Annotated in this window: 20 protein-coding genes; 2 read left to right on the top strand and 18 right to left on the bottom strand. The window is 30.9% G+C overall.

Features of this window, described 5'->3' with window-relative positions:
- Nucleotides 1-2: 2 nt before the first annotated feature.
- From ppdK to tpx, 18 genes are all read right to left on the bottom strand, one after another.
- Nucleotides 3-2,633, bottom strand: a complete 2,631-nt coding sequence (gene ppdK / locus JK634_RS14485) for a pyruvate, phosphate dikinase (RefSeq protein WP_202768386.1) — start codon at nt 2,631-2,633, stop codon at nt 3-5.
- 226 nt (nt 2,634-2,859) lie between these two features.
- A complete protein-coding gene (gene ccpN, locus JK634_RS14480) occupies nt 2,860-3,489 on the bottom strand; it encodes a transcriptional regulator CcpN (RefSeq protein WP_202768385.1) in 630 nt (209 codons plus the stop codon).
- A gap of 216 nt (nt 3,490-3,705) precedes the next feature.
- Nucleotides 3,706-4,299: a DUF4342 domain-containing protein gene (locus tag JK634_RS14475; RefSeq protein ID WP_202768384.1), complete on the bottom strand. Its 594-nt coding sequence runs from the start codon at nt 4,297-4,299 to the stop codon at nt 3,706-3,708.
- A gap of 2 nt (nt 4,300-4,301) precedes the next feature.
- Nucleotides 4,302-5,051, bottom strand: a complete 750-nt coding sequence (gene recO, locus JK634_RS14470) for a DNA repair protein RecO (protein WP_420839048.1) — start codon at nt 5,049-5,051, stop codon at nt 4,302-4,304.
- Between the two features lie 11 nt (nt 5,052-5,062).
- Nucleotides 5,063-5,953: a GTPase Era gene (era, locus tag JK634_RS14465; protein ID WP_202768383.1), complete on the bottom strand. Its 891-nt coding sequence runs from the start codon at nt 5,951-5,953 to the stop codon at nt 5,063-5,065.
- A gap of 14 nt (nt 5,954-5,967) precedes the next feature.
- Nucleotides 5,968-6,369: a cytidine deaminase gene (locus JK634_RS14460; protein WP_202768382.1), complete on the bottom strand. Its 402-nt coding sequence runs from the start codon at nt 6,367-6,369 to the stop codon at nt 5,968-5,970.
- 11 nt (nt 6,370-6,380) lie between these two features.
- The gene (locus JK634_RS14455; RefSeq protein ID WP_202768381.1) at nt 6,381-7,079 is read right to left on the bottom strand and encodes a diacylglycerol kinase; all 699 of its coding nucleotides are present in this window, start codon (nt 7,077-7,079) and stop codon (nt 6,381-6,383) included.
- 58 nt (nt 7,080-7,137) lie between these two features.
- Nucleotides 7,138-7,641, bottom strand: coding sequence for an rRNA maturation RNase YbeY (gene ybeY / locus JK634_RS14450; protein WP_202768380.1), 504 nt, complete (start codon nt 7,639-7,641; stop codon nt 7,138-7,140).
- Nucleotides 7,642-7,644: 3 nt separating this feature from the next.
- Entirely contained in the window at nt 7,645-9,702 is a 2,058-nt protein-coding gene (locus tag JK634_RS14445) for an HD family phosphohydrolase (protein WP_202768379.1), read from the bottom strand.
- 26 nt (nt 9,703-9,728) lie between these two features.
- Entirely contained in the window at nt 9,729-10,871 is a 1,143-nt protein-coding gene (gene yqfD, locus JK634_RS14440; protein WP_202768378.1) for a sporulation protein YqfD, read from the bottom strand.
- On the bottom strand, nt 10,872-11,156 hold the full coding sequence (yqfC, locus tag JK634_RS14435) for a sporulation protein YqfC (protein WP_202768377.1): 285 nt from the start codon (nt 11,154-11,156) through the stop codon (nt 10,872-10,874). It lies immediately after the preceding gene.
- Nucleotides 11,157-11,303: 147 nt separating this feature from the next.
- Nucleotides 11,304-11,753: a GatB/YqeY domain-containing protein gene (locus tag JK634_RS14430; RefSeq protein WP_202768760.1), complete on the bottom strand. Its 450-nt coding sequence runs from the start codon at nt 11,751-11,753 to the stop codon at nt 11,304-11,306.
- A gap of 43 nt (nt 11,754-11,796) precedes the next feature.
- A complete protein-coding gene (gene rpsU / locus JK634_RS14425) occupies nt 11,797-11,973 on the bottom strand; it encodes a 30S ribosomal protein S21 (protein WP_021801013.1) in 177 nt (58 codons plus the stop codon).
- 118 nt (nt 11,974-12,091) lie between these two features.
- Nucleotides 12,092-12,436 (bottom strand): histidine triad nucleotide-binding protein, encoded by a 345-nt coding sequence (locus JK634_RS14420; protein WP_202768376.1) that lies wholly within the window; start codon nt 12,434-12,436, stop codon nt 12,092-12,094.
- A gap of 42 nt (nt 12,437-12,478) precedes the next feature.
- On the bottom strand, nt 12,479-13,792 hold the full coding sequence (gene mtaB / locus JK634_RS14415) for a tRNA (N(6)-L-threonylcarbamoyladenosine(37)-C(2))-methylthiotransferase MtaB (RefSeq protein WP_202768375.1): 1,314 nt from the start codon (nt 13,790-13,792) through the stop codon (nt 12,479-12,481).
- Nucleotides 13,792-14,538: a 16S rRNA (uracil(1498)-N(3))-methyltransferase gene (locus JK634_RS14410; RefSeq protein ID WP_202768374.1), complete on the bottom strand. Its 747-nt coding sequence runs from the start codon at nt 14,536-14,538 to the stop codon at nt 13,792-13,794. The genes mtaB and JK634_RS14410 overlap by 1 nt, the downstream gene beginning before the upstream one ends.
- A 12-nt stretch (nt 14,539-14,550) precedes the next feature.
- Nucleotides 14,551-15,492: a 50S ribosomal protein L11 methyltransferase gene (prmA, locus tag JK634_RS14405; protein ID WP_202768373.1), complete on the bottom strand. Its 942-nt coding sequence runs from the start codon at nt 15,490-15,492 to the stop codon at nt 14,551-14,553.
- 416 nt (nt 15,493-15,908) lie between these two features.
- Nucleotides 15,909-16,403 carry a thiol peroxidase gene (gene tpx / locus JK634_RS14400; protein WP_202768372.1) on the bottom strand — a complete coding sequence of 165 codons (495 nt, stop codon included), beginning with the start codon at nt 16,401-16,403 and terminating at the stop codon, nt 15,909-15,911.
- Nucleotides 16,404-16,618: 215 nt separating this feature from the next.
- On the opposite strand from tpx, the gene JK634_RS14395 reads away from it, so the two are divergent.
- Together JK634_RS14395 and JK634_RS14390 are read left to right on the top strand one after the other, a co-directional pair.
- Nucleotides 16,619-17,146: a sigma-70 family RNA polymerase sigma factor gene (locus tag JK634_RS14395; protein ID WP_202768371.1), complete on the top strand. Its 528-nt coding sequence runs from the start codon at nt 16,619-16,621 to the stop codon at nt 17,144-17,146.
- Nucleotides 17,136-18,437, top strand: a complete 1,302-nt coding sequence (locus JK634_RS14390; protein WP_202768370.1) for a DUF4179 domain-containing protein — start codon at nt 17,136-17,138, stop codon at nt 18,435-18,437. Before JK634_RS14395 ends, JK634_RS14390 begins: the two co-directional genes overlap by 11 nt.
- Nucleotides 18,438-18,606 lie beyond the last annotated feature (169 nt).

Below are 18,606 nucleotides of genomic sequence, written 5' to 3'. Positions count from 1 at the left end.
TATTATCTTTTATTTTTAACTTGTGCTTGAGCTGCTGCAAGTCTAGCTAAAGGTACTCTAAATGGTGAACAACTTACATAATCTAATCCAAGATCATGACAGAATTCAACTGATGATGGATCTCCACCATGTTCTCCACATATACCTAATTTAATATCTGGTCTTGTTGATCTTCCTTTTTCAACTGCTATTCTTACTAAGCTTCCAACTCCAGTTTGGTCTAACTTAGCAAATGGATCTGATTCATATATTTTCTTTTCATAGTATGCATTTAAGAATTTAGCTGCATCATCTCTTGAGAAACCAAATGTCATTTGAGTTAAGTCATTTGTTCCAAATGAGAAGAATTCTGCTTCCTTAGCTATTTCGTCAGCTGTAATAGCTGCTCTTGGTATTTCAATCATAGTTCCTACTTTATATTTAAGTTCTACATTCTTTTCTGCAAGAACTTGTTCTATTGTATGAACTACTACATCTTTAACATACTTAAGTTCTTTAATTTCCCCAACTAATGGAATCATGATTTCTGGAACAACATCATAACCCTTTTTGTTCTTAACTTCAATTGCAGCTTCAATTACTGCTCTTGTTTGCATTTCTGCAATTTCTGGATATGATACTGCAAGACGACATCCTCTATGACCCATCATTGGATTGAATTCATGTAGGCTTTCTACAGTTGCTTTTAATTCTTCAAAAGTTAATCCCATTTCATTTGCTAATGCTCTTATATCTTCATCAGCATGTGGAAGGAATTCATGTAGTGGTGGATCTAAGAATCTGATAGTTGCTGGTCTTCCTTCTAATGCTTCGTAGATTCCAACGAAATCTTCTCTTTGCATTGGAAGTAATTTTTCAAGTGCTTTTCTTCTTTGTTCTTCAGTCTTAGCAACGATCATTTCTCTTACTGCCATTATTCTATCTTCAGCAAAGAACATATGCTCAGTTCTACATAATCCTACACCTTCAGCTCCAAATTCAACTGCTTGCTTTGTATCTCTTGGAGTATCAGCGTTAGTTCTTACTTTTAACTTTCTTATTTCATCTGCCCATCCCATAAATGTAGCGAAGTATCCTGATATTTCAGGTGCTACAGTCTTTAATGCTGTTGGATAAATATTTCCTGTTGATCCATCTATAGATATCCAATCTTCTGAAGTTAATACTTTTCCTTCTACTTCTACTGTTCTAGCTGTTTCATTTACTTTAAGAGCTCCACATCCAGCTACACAGCAAGTTCCCATTCCTCTAGCAACAACTGCTGCATGAGAAGTCATACCGCCTCTTACAGTAAGTATACCTTCTGCTGCAATCATACCTTCTATATCTTCTGGTGAAGTCTCTAATCTAACCAATACTACTTTTTCACCTTTTTCAGCTCTTTCCTTAGCTTCTTCTGCAGTAAATGCTATTTTACCACAAGCTGCTCCTGGAGATGCTGGTAACCCCTTAGCTATAGCGTCTGTATTTTTAATTTCTTTTTCATCAAAGTTAGGATGAAGTAAAGAATCTAATTGTTTTGGTTCAACTTTTAGAATAGCTTCTTCCTTAGAAAGAACTCCTTCTTCAACTAAATCAACTGCAATCTTTAAAGCTGCTTGAGCAGTTCTCTTACCATTTCTAGTTTGTAAGAAGTATAGTTTTCCTTCTTCTATAGTAAACTCCATATCTTGCATATCACTATAGTGATCTTCTAATGTATTTACTATGTTTTCAAATTGAGTATATATTTCTGCATTTTGATCATTTAATTCTGATATTGGACGAGGTGTTCTAATACCTGCAACAACGTCTTCACCTTGAGCATTCATTAGATATTCTCCATATATTAGATTTTCACCAGTTGAAGGGTTTCTTGAGAATGCAACCCCAGTACCTGATGTTTCTCCTTTATTACCAAATACCATTTCTTGAACGTTTACAGCTGTTCCCCAAGCACTAGGAATATCATTCAATCTTCTGTAAACTATAGCTCTAGGATTATCCCATGATCTGAATACTGCAGTTACAGCTTCAATCAATTGAGCTTTTGGTTCTTGTGGAAAATCTGTTCCTTTTTCCTTTTTATATAAATTCTTATATCTCTTAACTAATTCTTTTAAATTTTCAGCTGTTAAATCTGTATCATAATGAACATGATTTTCTTCTTTCATTTCATCAATAAGATCTTCGAACATTCTCTTTTCTACACCCATAACAACATCAGAGAACATTTGAATAAATCTTCTATATGAATCATATGCAAATCTAACATTATTTGTTAGCTTAGCCATAGTTTCTACAGTTTCATCATTTAATCCAAGATTTAGGATTGTATCCATCATACCTGGCATTGATGCTCTTGCTCCAGATCTTACTGAAACTAATAGAGGGTTATCAATACTTCCGAATTCTTTGCCAGATATTTTTTCAAGTTCACTCATTTTTTCTTCTATTTGATCAATAACTTCTTTAGCTATAACTCTTCCATCTTCATAATATTTGTTACAAGCTTCAGTTGTTACTGTAAAACCTTGTGGTACAGGTATTCCTATTTTAGTCATTTCAGCTAAATTAGCTCCTTTACCACCTAAAAGGTTTTTCATTGATGCGTCACCTTCGCTAAAAAGGTATACGTACTTATTTTTCTCCATCTCAATATTCCTCCGTTCAATACAAAAATTATTGTTATATATACTAACGGGAATCAGTTATAGCCCCGAAAGTTTCACATTAACTTAAAGGATTCAACTAAAAAAATTAATTAATTGCATATTAGACACACTTATTAGCTGAACTTACCCTTATTTATTTTGTTATTGATACAAATACCCATATTATCTACCATAGTGCTTTAATTCTGTATTTAGCTATTTATGATTAGCTATCTCCTAATCTTACAAATAACTTTGTTATGTTTGTTTTAGATACTTTTCCAACTATTCTTATTATGTCTCTACCATCCCTAGTTTCTTTTTCAATAATAGGTATACTATCAATTTCATGCCCAATTATCTTCTGTGCAATACTAAAGGCAGTATCATCTGTTCTTGCATATATTATGTTAGGCATTCTAGTCATAATTACCCCAACGGGTACTTTGTGAATATCAGTACCGCCAATTGCAATTTTAAGAAAATCTTTTCTTGAAACCGCACCTGTCAAATTTCCATCGTTTTCAACAAAAAGAGTTCCAACATCCTTCAAGAAAAGATATACAATAGCATCATAAACCATAGTTTCTTCTGAAACTATCGCTGGCTTAGACATGATATCCTTAGCTTTAATGTTGGAAATGTAATCATATACTAGACTTCTTGAAGGATTTGATGAATAAACATATCCTACTTTTGGTCTTGCATCCAATATTCCCATCATGGTTAAAACTGATAGGTCTGGTCTTAATGCCGCTCTTGTAAGTCCTAATTTTTCTGCTATTGCCTCTGATGTAATAGGCTGTCCCTCTTTTACTAGTCTAATTATTTCTTCTTGCCTATTTGAAAATTTCACAGTAATCCCTCTCTTTTTAGCTTTGGGAATATTCAGACTATTCAAACTTGCGTTGCTATTCACATGATTATTATATCATGTATTAATAGTTTTACTATACTAAATTTTCTGAAAAATCAACCAAATTTACTGAATATTCCCTCACCAGTTTATTTTACGTCCAATTAATGCTAAATTGCTTTCATTTTCTCCATTTTAGATAATGGTGTAATTTTTTTATTCTTCATCATCAAATTTAACTGTATAAGTATAAAACTTTTCGTCTGAAGAATCTCCTTTTTTAGCTTTATAAGCAGTTCCTTTAACACCACTTTTCATATCATTCACTTTATTTCTTATAATATCATAGGCATCTGTAGCTTTATATTTTATATCCTCATACGCTCCTTTTATATACTTATTCACAACTTCTACTTCGCCATTTTCCTTTGTGATCTCAACTGTTATTTTTGTAACAATAGCTGCAATAACTCCAATAGCCATTAGTTGAGGAAGTATTATACCTATAACTCCAGCTGCAATACCAGCATTTACTGGAACATCAACAATTACTTTTTCATCTTTCTTAATCTTAATTCTAGTTACATTCCCCTTATTAATTAAATCCTTTAAGTATGCTTTAAACTCTTCTATACTTTCTCCAGTATTATTTTCTTCTTCTTGTTCTCTTTGCTTCTTTAGATTTTCAATATATATTATTGCATCTAAAACATCACCTTCAGAACTTTCTAAAGCTTCTTTAGCCTCTCCATAACTTACCCCAGTTCTTTCAATAACTTTATCAACTTTTTCTAATGATATTTCACTCATACTTATCTCTCCTTAATATAATCTAACATTTCTAAACTTTTCGGTTTTTTGGAATAATTTGATGAAAAAATTAAGGATGTGACTTTTGAAATTTCTTCTTTTATTTCTGGGGTGATATTTACTCTGTACATCTTATCCATATCTAATGAATTCAAGAATCTCAGAGCATTATATGCCCCCTTTGAAATATAAACTCCATGTTCCTTTTCACACTTTTCACAAACGCCTCCAAAGCTCGATATACTAATATAGCTTCCAGTATTCATCCTGCTATTACATAATACACAATTATCTAATTTTAATGCATAGCCAGTTGCCTTTAATATCTTAAGTTCAAATGCTCTAACCAATAGTTCATAATCAATTGCATCTGTATTTAATAAATATAAGCAAGTTACAAAGTCTTTAAACAATCCTCTGTTACTTTCTTCATCTACTAAACATATATCTATCAATTCACATAGGTATGAGGAGTATGTAAGCTTTTCAAGATTGCCTAGTAGTCCTTGAAATGAATTATTAATCTTTCCTTCAGATAAAGTATATAGATTTTTACCTCTAAATAGCATGTAATCAGCAAAACATAGTGGAAGTGTAACCGATAGATATTTACTTCTACTTTTTTTTGCACCTTTTGCAATAGCAGTAATCTTGCCTATCTTTTCAGTAAATATCCACACTAATTTATCATTTTCTTTAAAATCTTGAGTTTTAATTACAACTCCTTTAGTTTCAAATGATGACAGGATAATCTCCTCCTACTTTATTTAAGCTTCTTGTATCCTAATTCTTTAAGTAATAGTGGATTATCTCTCCATTCTTTTCTAACCTTAACCCAAATCTTCAAATTAACCCTTGCTTTCAAGAATCTTTCCACTTCATACCTAGCAGTCTCACCAATCTTCTTTAAACTCTGCCCATTTTTTCCAATAATTATACCTTTATGTGAATCTTTCTCGCATATTAGTTCTACTTCAATAGTGTATTTACCTTTTTCATTTTGCTTCATTTGAATTATGTCTACAGCTATTCCATGTGGAATTTCTTCACGAAGTGTTTTTAATGCCTTTTCTCTTACGATTTCAGCTACTACAAACTTCTCTTGAACATCTGTAATCATATCTTCTGGATAGTATTGAGGACCTTCTGGTAAATACTTAACCATAAGTTCTATAAGTTTATCAGTATTCTTGCCCTTTAGAGCAGATATAGGGATAATTTCCGCAAATTCATACTCCTTAGAATAGTTAACTAACGTTTCAGCTACTTTTTCTTGTGTATTTTCATCCACTTTATTTACAACTAAAAAAACAGGCGCTTTTTGGCCTTTAAGAGCCTCAATTATAAATTTATCTCCTCTTCCTAATTCTCCTTCTGGAGTTATTAAGAATAAGACTAAATCCACATCTCTTATAGAATCCTTTGCGGAGTTAACCATATATTCTCCTAATTTATGTTTAGGTTTATGTATACCAGGAGTATCTACAAACACCATTTGATAGTCTTCTCGAGTTAAAATAGTTTGAATATTATTTCTAGTTGTCTGAGGTTTATGAGAAACTATTGATAGCTTTTCACCCATTATATGATTAGTTAGTGTAGACTTTCCAACATTAGGCCTACCTACGATAGTTATAAATCCTGATTTGAACATTAATTTTTTTCCTCCTATACTTCAAGATCTTTTTTTGTAAAGGATCCTGGCAATATTTCATCTAAAGTTTTCACTATATATTCTTTATGATTTTTTACAATTATAACTTTAATTTCTGGATTTTCTGCAAATTCAGCAATTACTTGCCTGCATATACCGCAGGGTGCTGTAAAATTGTTTGTATCGCCTATTACTGCAATGGCTTTAAGTACCCTATTTCCCTTTGCTACAGCATTAAAAATAGCTGTTCTTTCAGCACAATTTGTTGCACCAAACGATGCATTTTCTATATTACAGCCTGAATAAATTTTTCCGTCTTCAAATAAAGCTGCTGCTCCTACTTTAAAATTCGAATATGGAACATAAGCCTTTTCTCTAGCTTTTATTGCCTCATCAATTAAAACTTCTATATCCATTAAAATACCTCCTAACTAAATAATTTAAAAATGACCAGTGTAAGTGCTGATCCAAAAATGGCCCCAACGACCACTTCAGATACAGAATGCACCTCAGAATCTACTCTACTTTGTGCTGTAATGAATGCCATAAGATAGCTTAAGCTAACAACAATAGGCTCTTCTGTAATTAACGATATCGCTGTAGCAATTGAAAAAGCTATGGCACTATGTCCCGATGGCATTCCACCCTTTAACGGCGTTCCTTCTCCAAATATAGCCTTCACAATTATAGTAACTATACATACAATTACTAGAGCTATAAATATAGTGTAGGGTTCTGAGTTTTTTATCTTATTAATTACTACATATGTAGCTTTGCTTAGTTTATCCCAAAAGATTATATATCCTACAATTATCGCATTAATGGCAGTAACTAGAACACCTCCAGCAGCTGCATTTTTTGCAATCTTTGCAAGGGGATGATAATAATTAGTAGTTGAATCTATTGCTGCCTCTATAGCAGTATTTATTAATTCTGCACTTATTACCATTGTTATTGTAATTGCAAGTATTAGAAATTCAAATCTTGAAATATCATAAAAGAAACACGCGATAAGTACAGCTAGTGTCGCAGCCATATGTATCTGCATATTTCTCTGTGTTCTCACTGCATGAATTATTCCATTTATAGCATGATTGAAACTATCTACAAGTTTTTTAAATTTCATATAATCCCACCCTCATAGTGCTTTAAACATGAATGTTAACTAAGCCCTCTTTTAAATCTTAATCTCTCTTAATGTTTAATTTATTCAATATATCTTCTTCTCTTTTTCTCATTATACCCTTTTCATTATCCTCCATATGGTCATAGCCTAATAAATGAAGGATAGAGTGTATAATTAAATATGATGTTTCTCTTTTAAAGGAATGATTATATTCTTCACTCTGCTCAAGTGATTTTTCTAGCGATAAAACAACATCACCTAAAACTAATTCTTCTCCATCGTAATAAGTTTCATCAAAGGAAAAGTTTTTATACTGTTCCTTAAACACTTTGCCATCTTCATAATCTAACATAGGAAAACTTAAAACGTCTGTTTCCTTGTCAATCCCTCTAGTTTCATTATTAATTTCTCTAATTTCTTTATTATCTACAAACACTATTGATATTTGCACTTTTTCATCTACTTCTTCTTCCTTCAAGGCAAATTGAACTATTTCCTCTACTAATCTTTCAAATTCCTCATTTATTTCTATTTTTTCTTGTCTATTATCAAAATATATCATCTGCTATTTTACTCCTTTTTCATCTTTAGGGTATTCTATTCTTTTATGATAAATACCAGTTAACACCTTCAAGAAACTCTTCTGAATTTTATCTAAATCCTTAAGTGTAAGCTCACATTCATCTAATTCGCCTGTAAAAAGTTTATCCTTAATTATATTATTTACCATCTCTTCGATTTTACCCTTAGTTGGCTCACTTATACTTCTTACTGCTGCCTCTACTGAGTCCGCTAGCATTATAATTCCAGCCTCTTTACTTTCGGGCTTTGGACCAGGGTATCTAAAATCTTTTTCATTAATCTCCTCTGGATTTTCAGCAGTAGTTTTCATCTTGTGATAGAAATATTTAACTAATGTTGTTCCATGATGAGTTGCAATCATTTCAGTAATTGCTTTTGGTAAATTATACTCCTTTGCCAGTTCTAAACCTTCTTTAACATGTGATGTAATAATTAAAGTACTTAAATTTGGTGTTATTTTATCATGTGGATTATCATTTCCAATCTGATTTTCTTTAAAAAAGTATGGCCTTTTAGTTTTACCAATATCGTGATAGAAAGACCCTATTCTAGCTAAAACTGAATTTCCCCCAATTTCTTCTGCTGCAAGTTCAGCTAAATTTGAAACTAATATTGAATGATGATATGTTCCAGGAGCTTCCATCAATAGTTTCTTTAATAACGGATTATTTGGGTTTGATAATTCTAATAGCTTTACTATGGTAACAATATCAAAGGTAGTTTCAAATATTGGCAAAAATCCTATTGATAATATTCCTGATACTATTGTCCCTATTGCAGCCATTCCTGTGGCTTTAAGAACTTCAATTATATCATTAGAAAGTAGCATACCAGCTGAAAAACATACTAAAGATATGGTAACTGCTATATATACAGTAGATAGTAATATGTCATTTCTCTGTTGCATTTTTCTGAGTGAGGTAGCTCCAAGTATAGTTGAAACAAATGCTAAAAGCATTACTTCTGGCTTAAAGCCAACCACTCCGCTTATTAGCACACAGTTAAATAAACTTAGTACCAAACTCAACTTATAATTTAACAATAATTCTAATAGAATTGGTCCAAAGGCTAGAGGAATTAAATATGGTGAAATTAGTGCTAAGGTTCTAGCCAATATAAGTGATATTATGTTAATTATATTTATAAGAATAAGGTTGTTTGTGTTATCGAATATTTTTTTATAGTACTTATTTACATAAAAGTATTGAAGTACCAAGATCGTTGCGACAAATATCCCTAGTGTTAGATATAATATTATGCTATTTTCATTTCCGGAATTTTTTAGAAGTCCTAGTTCATTTAGAAGCGTTACCTGGTCTTCTGTAACTGGTTCCCCTTCTTTGACTATTATTTGGTTCTTTTTTATAACTATTTTAGGGACATTTTTTTTAGCTTCTGCAATGGTCTCATCGGTTTTTTCTTTGTCATATATAAAATTAGGTTTTATTTGAGATTCTAATAAAGTTATTAGAATCTCCTTTTGCTTTCTAATAAACTCACTATTGGATATTTCCACCTCAACTGTATTCCTGGCAGTTTGTATATCTTCAATTTTGTCTTCTTCAATATTTTTTTGATATACTTTCCCAATTACGTCATTTGCCTTATTTTGAAGTGCTAAAACATTGTCTTTAGTTAATGTCAATAAATATTTATAATCTTCATCATCTAATTGAACAATTTTCAAGCCTTTTAAGGCTTCTATTTTATCTGTTTCATTAGCTGTTGAATCTACTAATGCAGTTATTTTTTGAAAAAAATTCTTTGTATTATTTAACGCATCCTTTGATACATCTGACTTTAAAGTATATTGCTTATCTATCTTCTCTACAACTTCCTGCTCTTTTGCCTTAGTTGCATTTTCATCTATAGTATCCCTTGGAGCTTTGATATCAGCCTTGGCAATATCTCCTGCCTTCAAATTATACTTTTTACTAATGAAAGAACTCATTACTATAACATAAATTATGACGAAACTTAAGATAAATGTTAGCATTCTCTTAGGATCTATCATTCCTTTGTTTTCCCTTTCTTTCCCCATGGATATCAATCACCTACTTAATAAATTTACGTTTGACTATTAGTAACTGCTATATCTTGTTTTACTACAAAAATTGCTTTAATGATAACTTTTCCTTCTTCCTCATTTTCTACATTAACCATTTCTTGCGTAATCTTAGCATCTTTATCTATTTCTTTTAATACAGTTTCTCTTGCTTTATCGACAGTTTCTTTTTTTACTTTTTCTACATCTAAAGCAATTTCTTTTTCATTTATTTCATAATAAGTTTCACCCTTAATTAAATTCCCTGTAAATTCTATTTTATCATAGTCAACATAGTTTTTTATAGGCTTTTTTATATAAATTTTCTTTCCTAAGCATTCAAAATACAATGCATTTTGTTTATTACCTGATCTTTCTTTTATTTTACCACTAACTTGTACTTCAACATCCTTTTCGTAAAAAGTATTTGCCAGTACTTGTCCTTCTGCCTTAACGGTATATTCAAATCCTTCTTTCCCTTGTGTAGGCGCAATTAATAAATCACCTTTTTTAACAACATCTCCAGACTTCACCATTGGTTTTCCCGATATAGTATAAATTCTTTCGATTACTCCATCCTCTTTTGCAACAACTCCACCATTTTGATTTTCATTTCTTAAAATCGGAGGATTTGTTTTTTCTTCTATATCTATTTTTAAAGTTGAGCCCTCTATTCTTGCCCTTACCCACATGATTTCTCCATTAGAATCTTCTATTTGTTTTTCAAGAGAATATACATTTAATGCTGTTTTTTTAATTCCTGGTTTTATTCCCAACTTGTCTAATTGTCTTCTAACCTCAAAAGGTGAAAGAACCTTTTTGGTATTGATTTCTATACCCCAAATATATGTTGATAAGTAAAACATAACTCCAATAAATAGCAGTGCGCCAATTACCAAAGATAATTGCCTCTTAGCTCGTATAATATAGAAAGCCAATCCTTTTTTACCCACAACTTTATACTTTGCTCCAGCTCTTTTAGCTATCTTATCTATGTTTTTCAAATCATTCAAATCAATATCTACTAAAAAAGTTGTTAAATCTATCTTCTTTATATTAGATGCATATATCCCTTGACTCCATAGTAAATTAATAAATTTTTCAGGTATAAATGCCCTCACTTCTATTGTTATTGTTCCTCTTTTTACTCTCTCAATAAAATTCATCTATATTATCCCCTCATAAACTATTGATTTAAATATACCTTGTATGACTAAAGTCTCGCCTCCAATAAATGAGATCTCAAAAGATTCTCCTGTTATTAGAACAGTTCCTATCTTTGAGTTTACTTTTACAGATTCTCTATCAAAAGATATAATCCCCTTATGATTTTCTATACACACCTCACCATTGCCGACTATGGTTATTTTAGGCAGGTTAAACATAACATCCTTAGGCAATTCTAGTTCTTCTATAACTTTATCTTTTGCCCTCACCCATTTTGATTCCATAATTACACTCCTAAAAAATACTCTCAAACTAATTTATGAAAAAAACATTTATTAAATTACATATTTCTTAAAATTCAAGAGAATAAAAAATCGTCAAAGAGTAAAAAAAAAGGGTTCACACGGTGAACTCCTTTTTATTAAAGTAATTTATTTACTTAGATATTCTTTTACAATTGAGCTAACAAGTTTTCCATCAGCACGACCTACAGTTTGAGGTCTAACTTTTGCCATAACTTTGCCCATTTCTTTCATGCTACTAGCACCCACTTCAATCGCTGCTTGTTTAACAATTTCAAGAATCTCATTTTCTTCTAACTGCTGAGGAAGGTAACTTAACAAAATCTCAATTTCAGCCTTGTTGCCATCAACTAGATCTTGTCTATTTCCTTTTTCGAACTCAAGCATAGCTTCTCTTCTTTGCTTGATTTCTCTTGCTAATATTTCAATAACCTGTTCGTCCTCAAGCTTAACATTGTCAGTTTTTTCTACTAATAGAATTGCTGATTTTGCTGTACTTAAAGTACCGGCCTTAAATTTATTTCCAGCTTTTAAAGCCTGTTTCCAGTCTTCTTGAAGTCTTTCTTTTATTGTTGGCAATGTACTACCTTCTTTCAAAGAAATTCTTTTAAAATCTTAGCTACTACTTGAATTTTCTTTTTCTTGCAGCTTCTGATTTTTTCTTTCTCTTAACACTTGGTTTTTCGTAATGTTCTCTCTTCCTAACTTCTGAAAGAACACCCGCTCTAGCACATTTTCTTTTAAATCTTCTTAATGCACTCTCTAATGTTTCATTTTCTCCAACTCTGATTTCTGACATTGACTATCCCTCCCTCCGCTAGCTAATATTTTCTTATGCACAGCTGTGGGCTTAAACAACACACGCTATATTATACAATAAATTTTCGTATAATGTCAAGATTTTCATGGAATTACTGTTAGCCTGGTGGCCACTTTAAGCCCCTTCCACCTAGCACGTGAAAATGCATATGGTTTACGGTTTGACCACCATCTTCTCCGCAATTATTTACAATTCTATAACCACTATCTGCAATTCCTAACTCACTAACTATTTTATTAATAACTATAAAAACATGTGAAACTATTGATACATTATTTTCGTCTAATGAGTTAGCACTTTCTATATGGCTTTTGGGTATAACTAAAAAATGTACTGGTGCTTCAGGACTTATATCATAAAAAGCTAATACCTTATCGTCTTCATATATTTTATTAGAAGGAATTTCTCCTTTTACAATTTTGCAAAAAATGCAGTCCTCCATTTTTTTCACCTCCTTAATAATATCTATGCAATTGTAATATTTCTAATCTATAGATATAATTTCTCCATAAGCTAGTTCATTTCCTGCAGAGTTTATTTTTACCTTAGCAATTTTACCTATAATATCTTTACATGAAGATTTTGAAACTACTTTTATATAGTTTTCTGTATATCCTTCATAAGTTCCTTCTTCTGCTTTATATTGTTGTTCAAATAGTACATTTACTTCCTTATCAATGTATCTGCTTATAAACTCTTTTTCATTTTCTTCGTTTAACTTAATTAAAAGTTTACTTCTCTCATCTTTTATGGTTCCGTCAATTTGTTCTTCCATTTCCGCTGCTCTAGTACCTTTTCTTGGTGAATACTTAAATATATGCATTTTGGACAATTTTACTTTCTTCAAGAACTCATATGTTTCTTCAAATTCTTCTTGAGTTTCTCCTGGGAAGCCTACTATAACATCTGTTGTAATAGCAACATCCCTAAAGTTTTCTCTCAAGAAATTAACGATATTCTCATATTCTTCCTTAGTATATCTTCTATTCATTCTCTTTAAAGTTTCATTAGCTCCACTTTGCAAAGATAAATGAAAATGTGGGCATAACTTCTTAAAGTTAACTATCTTCTTTACTACATCTTCTGTAAAGAATGTTGGATCAATAGAACCAATTCTTACTCTCTCGATTCCTTCTATTGATTCAATTTCCTCTATAATATCAACTAAAGTAACCTTCTTATCTAAGTCTACGCCATAGGATGCTATATGTATTCCTGAAAGAATTATTTCTTTAAATCCATTTTCTGCTAAAGACTTGATTTCTGTTATTACTTTTTCTGGATCTTTTGAACAAACAGCTCCTCTAGCATATGGAATTAAACAATATGCACAAAATCTATTACATCCATCTTGAATCTTTAAAAATGCTCTAGTTTTATCTTGATATTCCTCTATTTTCAAATCTTCAAATTCATTATTTCTTAGAACTTGCCCAACTTGTATTTGCTTCTCTTTTGTTTCCTTAGCTTTATTTACCCAATAAACAATTTCTCCTTTATTCCTTGTTCCAAGAACAACATCTACACCATCAATATTTCCAACTTCTTCTGTCGCAATTTGAGAATAACATCCTACAACTGCGATGATCGACTCTGGACTTTGTCTTCTTCCACGAGAAATCATTTGTCTTGATTTTTTATCTCCCATATTGGTTACTGAGCAAGTATTTATTACATAAACATCCGCAACTTCACTATAGTCAACTATTTCATAACCTTCTCTTATGAACTTTTCCATCATCGCTTCTGATTCATATACATTAACTCTGCATCCAAGGGTAGCAAATGCAACTTTCATTAAATAATACCTCCTAAATCTCCTAACTCATATTGTAATAAAGACGCCGCAGTAAACCCTGCAGTTTCTGTTCTTAGTATTCTAGGTCCTAATGTAACAATATAAGCTCCATTTTCTTTTAATTTAATTATCTCACTCTCTTCAAAACCACCCTCAGGTCCAATTATTATAGCCACAGTCTTAATTTTTTTATCTATATTTTTTACTAAAGTTTTTATCCCAAAGTTTTCTGCATTTTCATAAGGAACCACAACTAAATCCATATTTTTTATAACTTCATTTAATTCAAGAAAAGATAGGGGTTCATTAATTTTAGGTATTAATGTTCTTTTACACTGCTTACAAGCCTCTAGTGCAATTCTTTCAAGTCTATCTAATTTCTTAAATTCACCCTTAAGCTTAACATCAACTCTTTCAGTAACTACCGGGGTTATTTCTTTGATTCCAAGTTCTGTTCCCTTTTGAACAATTAAATCCATTTTTGATGCTTTAGGCATACCTTGAAATAAATACACTTCTAGTGGGCTTTCATTGTTAACTTCTAATTTTTCTTTTAACAACACCCTAACTTCTGACTTTGAGATTTCATCTATAATTCCTAGGTATTCCTCCCCTTGTAAATTATTTACGATAATCTCTTGTCCTTCTTGCAATCTAAGAACTTTATATATGTGTTTTACATCTTCTCCTTGGATTATAGCCTCTTTTTCACCAAACAATTCATTTGGAGTAAAAAACTTATGCATTACCTTCTCTCCTTATTTCAACCTTGCTACTATGCAATTCCATTCCCCATCTTTATTTACTTCTAAAACTTCAAATCCGGTTTCTTCTAAATTATTAATAACCATTTCTCTTCTATCATGAATAATTCCAGAAGTTATAAAAATACCATCTTTATCTAAGGCTTTCTTTACATCTGGGGTTAAAATGCATATTATTTCAGCAATAATATTTGCTACTACTAAATCAGCTTTTCCATTAACAACATCTAATAAATTTCCATGTAGTATTTCAATGTTGCTTACATCATTAAATTTAAGATTTTCCTTAGCTGAATCTACAGCTACAGGATCTAAATCAACACCAACCACGTGTTTAGCCCCTAGTTTCCCTGCTATTATAGCAAGTATCCCTGAACCAGTTCCAACGTCAAATACTACCGAATCTTCTTTTACATACCTTTCTAATGCTTGAGCACACATTCTAGTAGTTTCATGAGTTCCAGTTCCAAATGCCATACCTGGATCTAATTCCACAAGTAGCTCATCTTCACTTGCTTCATATTCTTCCCATATAGGCTTAATTACAATTTTTTCCCCAATCTTAGTTGGCTTATAGTATTGCTTCCAGTTATTTGCCCAGTCTTCTTCCTTCATTTCAGTAGAGATCACTTGAGCCTCACCTAAATTTATACCCATATCTTTTAATTCTTGTAACTTTTCTTCTATATATTTTAAAACTTCTGGAATATTATCTTCTTCTGCAAAATATCCCTTTACACAAGCTGCCTTACCTTTATATTCTAATATATTTATATCTGCAAAATCCCAAGTTAAAGGTCCTTGTTCTCTATCCAAGATATCATTTGGATCTTCTATTGCTACTCCCTTACAATCTAAAGCATAAAAAATACCTGATACAGGCTCAAGTGCTTCACTTGTTGTAATAACCTTAACTTCAATCCATGTTCCTTGCATTTAACTTCAATCCTTTCTTTATTACAGGGCATATTTAATGTATTTTACTATACGCCCTACTATAGGGTTTTTTATAGAAAACTTAATTTATTCTTGTTTGAAAATGTCGGGTTCTGGACATTTTCGAGCATTAATAAATTATTAGTTGATCTTAAAACCCTATTACCATTGACTAATATTATATTTTACACATAAAGGGCGTTTCTGTCTATGGGGAGGATTAACAATTTTCTCCTAAGATTTCACACAGTTATTTAAATCTCTATTAAATAAAAATGGGTTTTCCAAAAGATGAAATTAATCTTTTAGAAAACCCTATGAGAATATGGTTGGAGCGTTAATTAGAGGGTTTTTATATGAAACTTAATTTATTCCTACACAAATAAGTTATTAGTTGAACTCAAAACCCTATAAATTTATTTTGCTTCCTTTGCTGCATTAAGTACTGCATCAAAATCTGGTTGACTTGTTATCTCTTCTAAGTAATCTGCATAAACAACCTTATTATTAGAATCTACTACAAAAGCAGTTCTAGCTAATAATCCTAACTCTTTAACATATGTTCCTGTAGCCTCTCCAAATGCTCTATCTTTGTAATCTGATGCAGTAATTACATTTTTAATTCCTTCTGCACCACACCATCTTGCTTGTGCAAATGGTAAGTCATGAGAGATTGTATATACTGTAACCCCTTGAACATTTGCTATCTTTTCGTTAAAAGTTCTAATTTCCAAATCACATACTGGTGTATCTATAGATGGGACTGTTAAAAATACTCTCACTCCACTTGTATCTTTCAATGTTAATGGAGTTAAGTCATTTTTAGTTACCACGAAATCTCTAAATTCATCTCCTACATTAATTTTCTGTCCTTGTAAAGTAACAGGATTTCCTTGAAATTTTACTGTCATATTTCTATCTCCTCTCAAATTTATCTGAAATTAATATTTGCTATGTTATAACTCTTTATACTTTTATTATAATGGATAATATTTATTTGTCAATAAACATTATCCATTATAGTTTAATTTTAACTTTACATAATACATGGTAAAATTTTATTATAAACTTCTTGGAACCAAACCTCACCTTCAACTGTCTAATAGGTGAAAAAGGAGGGATAGAATTGTTTTTATTAGTTAACAAAGCTAAAAAAGGTGACAAAGAAGCCTTTTCAAAATTAATTAAAGATATACGTGTGGATTTATATAAAATCTCAAAAGGCTTTTTTAAAAACGAAGAAGATGTTAAAGATGTAATTTCTGAAACAATATTAACAGCATATGAAAAAATCAATACATTAGAAAATGAAAAACTTTTTAAGACTTGGATAATAAGAATTTTAATAAATAAGTGTAATGATACTTTTAAGAAAAATTCAAAAATAATCTTCTTAAATAATGATATTTCTGAAATGACCCATGAAGATAATCCTATTGAATATTATGATCTCTATAATGCTATTAAGCTTCTTAATGAAGATATTCAAAATATAGTTATTTTATATTATTTTAATGATTTATCTATTAGTGAAATATCTAAAATAACAAATATAAAAGAAGGTACCATTAAATCTCGACTAGCAAGAGGGCGAGAGAAACTATATTCAATTTTAAATAATGAGAAAGAGAGGTACTATTTAAATGATAAGTAATAATTTTGATAATAAAATAAAGGAAACCACTTCTACACTAACTCCAAGTAGTGATTTTATAAGTTTTACTGATGATATTTTAAACTCGTTAGAAGATAAGAAATATAGAAAAAATAAAAAAAGAGTTCTTCCATTAGTAGCATCTTTCACATTATTATTCGTACTAGTCTCACTTTCTCCCGTATATGCAAGCTTTAATAGCATGTTTGATAGGTTTAAATCATTAAATGTACTTAATAAAAATAGTAATAAGGACTACGTAAACACCTTAAATTCCACTATAAAGGACTCTAATCTATCTTTTACTTTTAGTCACTTAGTAATTAGCGGAGATTCACTAATATTAAGTTATAAGGTTAATTCTCCGAATAAATTCACCTCTTTACCAGGAATATGGGATTCAGATTTAGAAATTAACAATAAAACATTAAAAGATCCACTTACCACAGAATACGGAACTCTTACTTCAACTGATTCTGGTTATACTTATGATATGGTGTCTATCATTGACATACTTGATATTAAGAATTTACAAGAGCAAGAAAATTACAAACTAAATTACACTATTAAAAATTTTGATGGAGTTAGTGGAAAATGGAACATCTCCTTGAATGTCCCCAAAGATAAGTTATATGATAAAGTGTATTACGCTAATACAGATAAAGCCTTAAAAACTGAATATGGAGACATGCACTTTAACGAAATATCTTTAGGACAATTTTATACCAAAGCAAAATATACTGTATCAAATGACAAATTCCCTTTGATTAACTATATTATTAGAACTGATAAAAATGAAACCTTGTTTGACTATCATGGTTCCTCAGGTTTAAGTGATGGCACTACTATCGGAGAATCATATTTTTCACCTATAAAAGAAAAACCAAACAAAATAACACTTATACCTTTTAAATATAGTGGGAATATGAATGATGGTAAACTAATCAAGGAGATTCCTGCCACAGAACTATTGAATCTTCAAAAGCCACATACATTAAAAATAAATGATAACTTAATAATTAACATTTTAGATATTTCTTATAAAAATAACGTTCTTCAAGTTAAGTATAGATTTGATGGAATATGCTTTAATCCTAATTTAATAGAATTAAGGTATAACGATGGTACTTATGTAAATGAGCAGTATGGATTCAATCCTAGCTTAAGAAGATTGGATGAAGGTACATTAACCTATGAAATAGATACTCTTGATAATTTTAAATTAGTAATTAAAGACCAAGATAACATCATACCTGAATATGATAAACAAATAGAACTTACCGTAAAGTAGCTAAAATAAAAATCCACCAGCTTAGCTGGTGGTTTTGCCTTAGCCCTATAAGGGCATATTACTTGCGTTGTGCCTTAAGGCACCTGTAAAAGATTCGCAGCCGCATACTGCTTTACTTGCTACCCTTAAACGGGTCCATATATTCTTTCATACTAATTTGGTCTGCTAA

The sequence above is a fragment of the Clostridium paridis genome (assembly GCF_016765615.1).
GTDB classification, from domain to species: domain Bacteria; phylum Bacillota; class Clostridia; order Clostridiales; family Clostridiaceae; genus Clostridium_T; species Clostridium_T paridis.
The sequence above is the reverse complement of the archived record's forward strand: the minus strand, read 5'-3'. Positions and strand labels throughout refer to the sequence as shown.

Excerpts from the sequence above, each read along its gene's own strand:
- ppdK (WP_202768386.1), bottom strand. The coding sequence starts at position 2,633 with ATGGAGAAAAATAAGTACGTATACCTTTTTAGCGAAGGTGACGCATCA.
- JK634_RS14475 (WP_202768384.1), bottom strand. The coding sequence starts at position 4,299 with ATGAGTGAAATATCATTAGAAAAAGTTGATAAAGTTATTGAAAGAACT.
- era (WP_202768383.1), bottom strand. The coding sequence starts at position 5,953 with ATGTTCAAATCAGGATTTATAACTATCGTAGGTAGGCCTAATGTTGGA.
- JK634_RS14460 (WP_202768382.1), bottom strand. The coding sequence starts at position 6,369 with ATGGATATAGAAGTTTTAATTGATGAGGCAATAAAAGCTAGAGAAAAG.
- JK634_RS14455 (WP_202768381.1), bottom strand. The coding sequence starts at position 7,079 with ATGAAATTTAAAAAACTTGTAGATAGTTTCAATCATGCTATAAATGGA.
- ybeY (WP_202768380.1), bottom strand. The coding sequence starts at position 7,641 with ATGATATATTTTGATAATAGACAAGAAAAAATAGAAATAAATGAGGAA.
- JK634_RS14445 (WP_202768379.1), bottom strand. The coding sequence starts at position 9,702 with ATGGGGAAAGAAAGGGAAAACAAAGGAATGATAGATCCTAAGAGAATG.
- yqfD (WP_202768378.1), bottom strand. The coding sequence starts at position 10,871 with ATGAATTTTATTGAGAGAGTAAAAAGAGGAACAATAACAATAGAAGTG.
- yqfC (WP_202768377.1), bottom strand. The coding sequence starts at position 11,156 with ATGGAATCAAAATGGGTGAGGGCAAAAGATAAAGTTATAGAAGAACTA.
- rpsU (WP_021801013.1), bottom strand. The coding sequence starts at position 11,973 with ATGTCAGAAATCAGAGTTGGAGAAAATGAAACATTAGAGAGTGCATTA.
- JK634_RS14420 (WP_202768376.1), bottom strand. The coding sequence starts at position 12,436 with ATGGAGGACTGCATTTTTTGCAAAATTGTAAAAGGAGAAATTCCTTCT.
- mtaB (WP_202768375.1), bottom strand. The coding sequence starts at position 13,792 with ATGAAAGTTGCATTTGCTACCCTTGGATGCAGAGTTAATGTATATGAA.
- JK634_RS14410 (WP_202768374.1), bottom strand. The coding sequence starts at position 14,538 with ATGCATAAGTTTTTTACTCCAAATGAATTGTTTGGTGAAAAAGAGGCT.
- prmA (WP_202768373.1), bottom strand. The coding sequence starts at position 15,492 with ATGCAAGGAACATGGATTGAAGTTAAGGTTATTACAACAAGTGAAGCA.
- tpx (WP_202768372.1), bottom strand. The coding sequence starts at position 16,403 with ATGACAGTAAAATTTCAAGGAAATCCTGTTACTTTACAAGGACAGAAA.
- JK634_RS14390 (WP_202768370.1), top strand. The coding sequence starts at position 17,136 with ATGATAAGTAATAATTTTGATAATAAAATAAAGGAAACCACTTCTACA.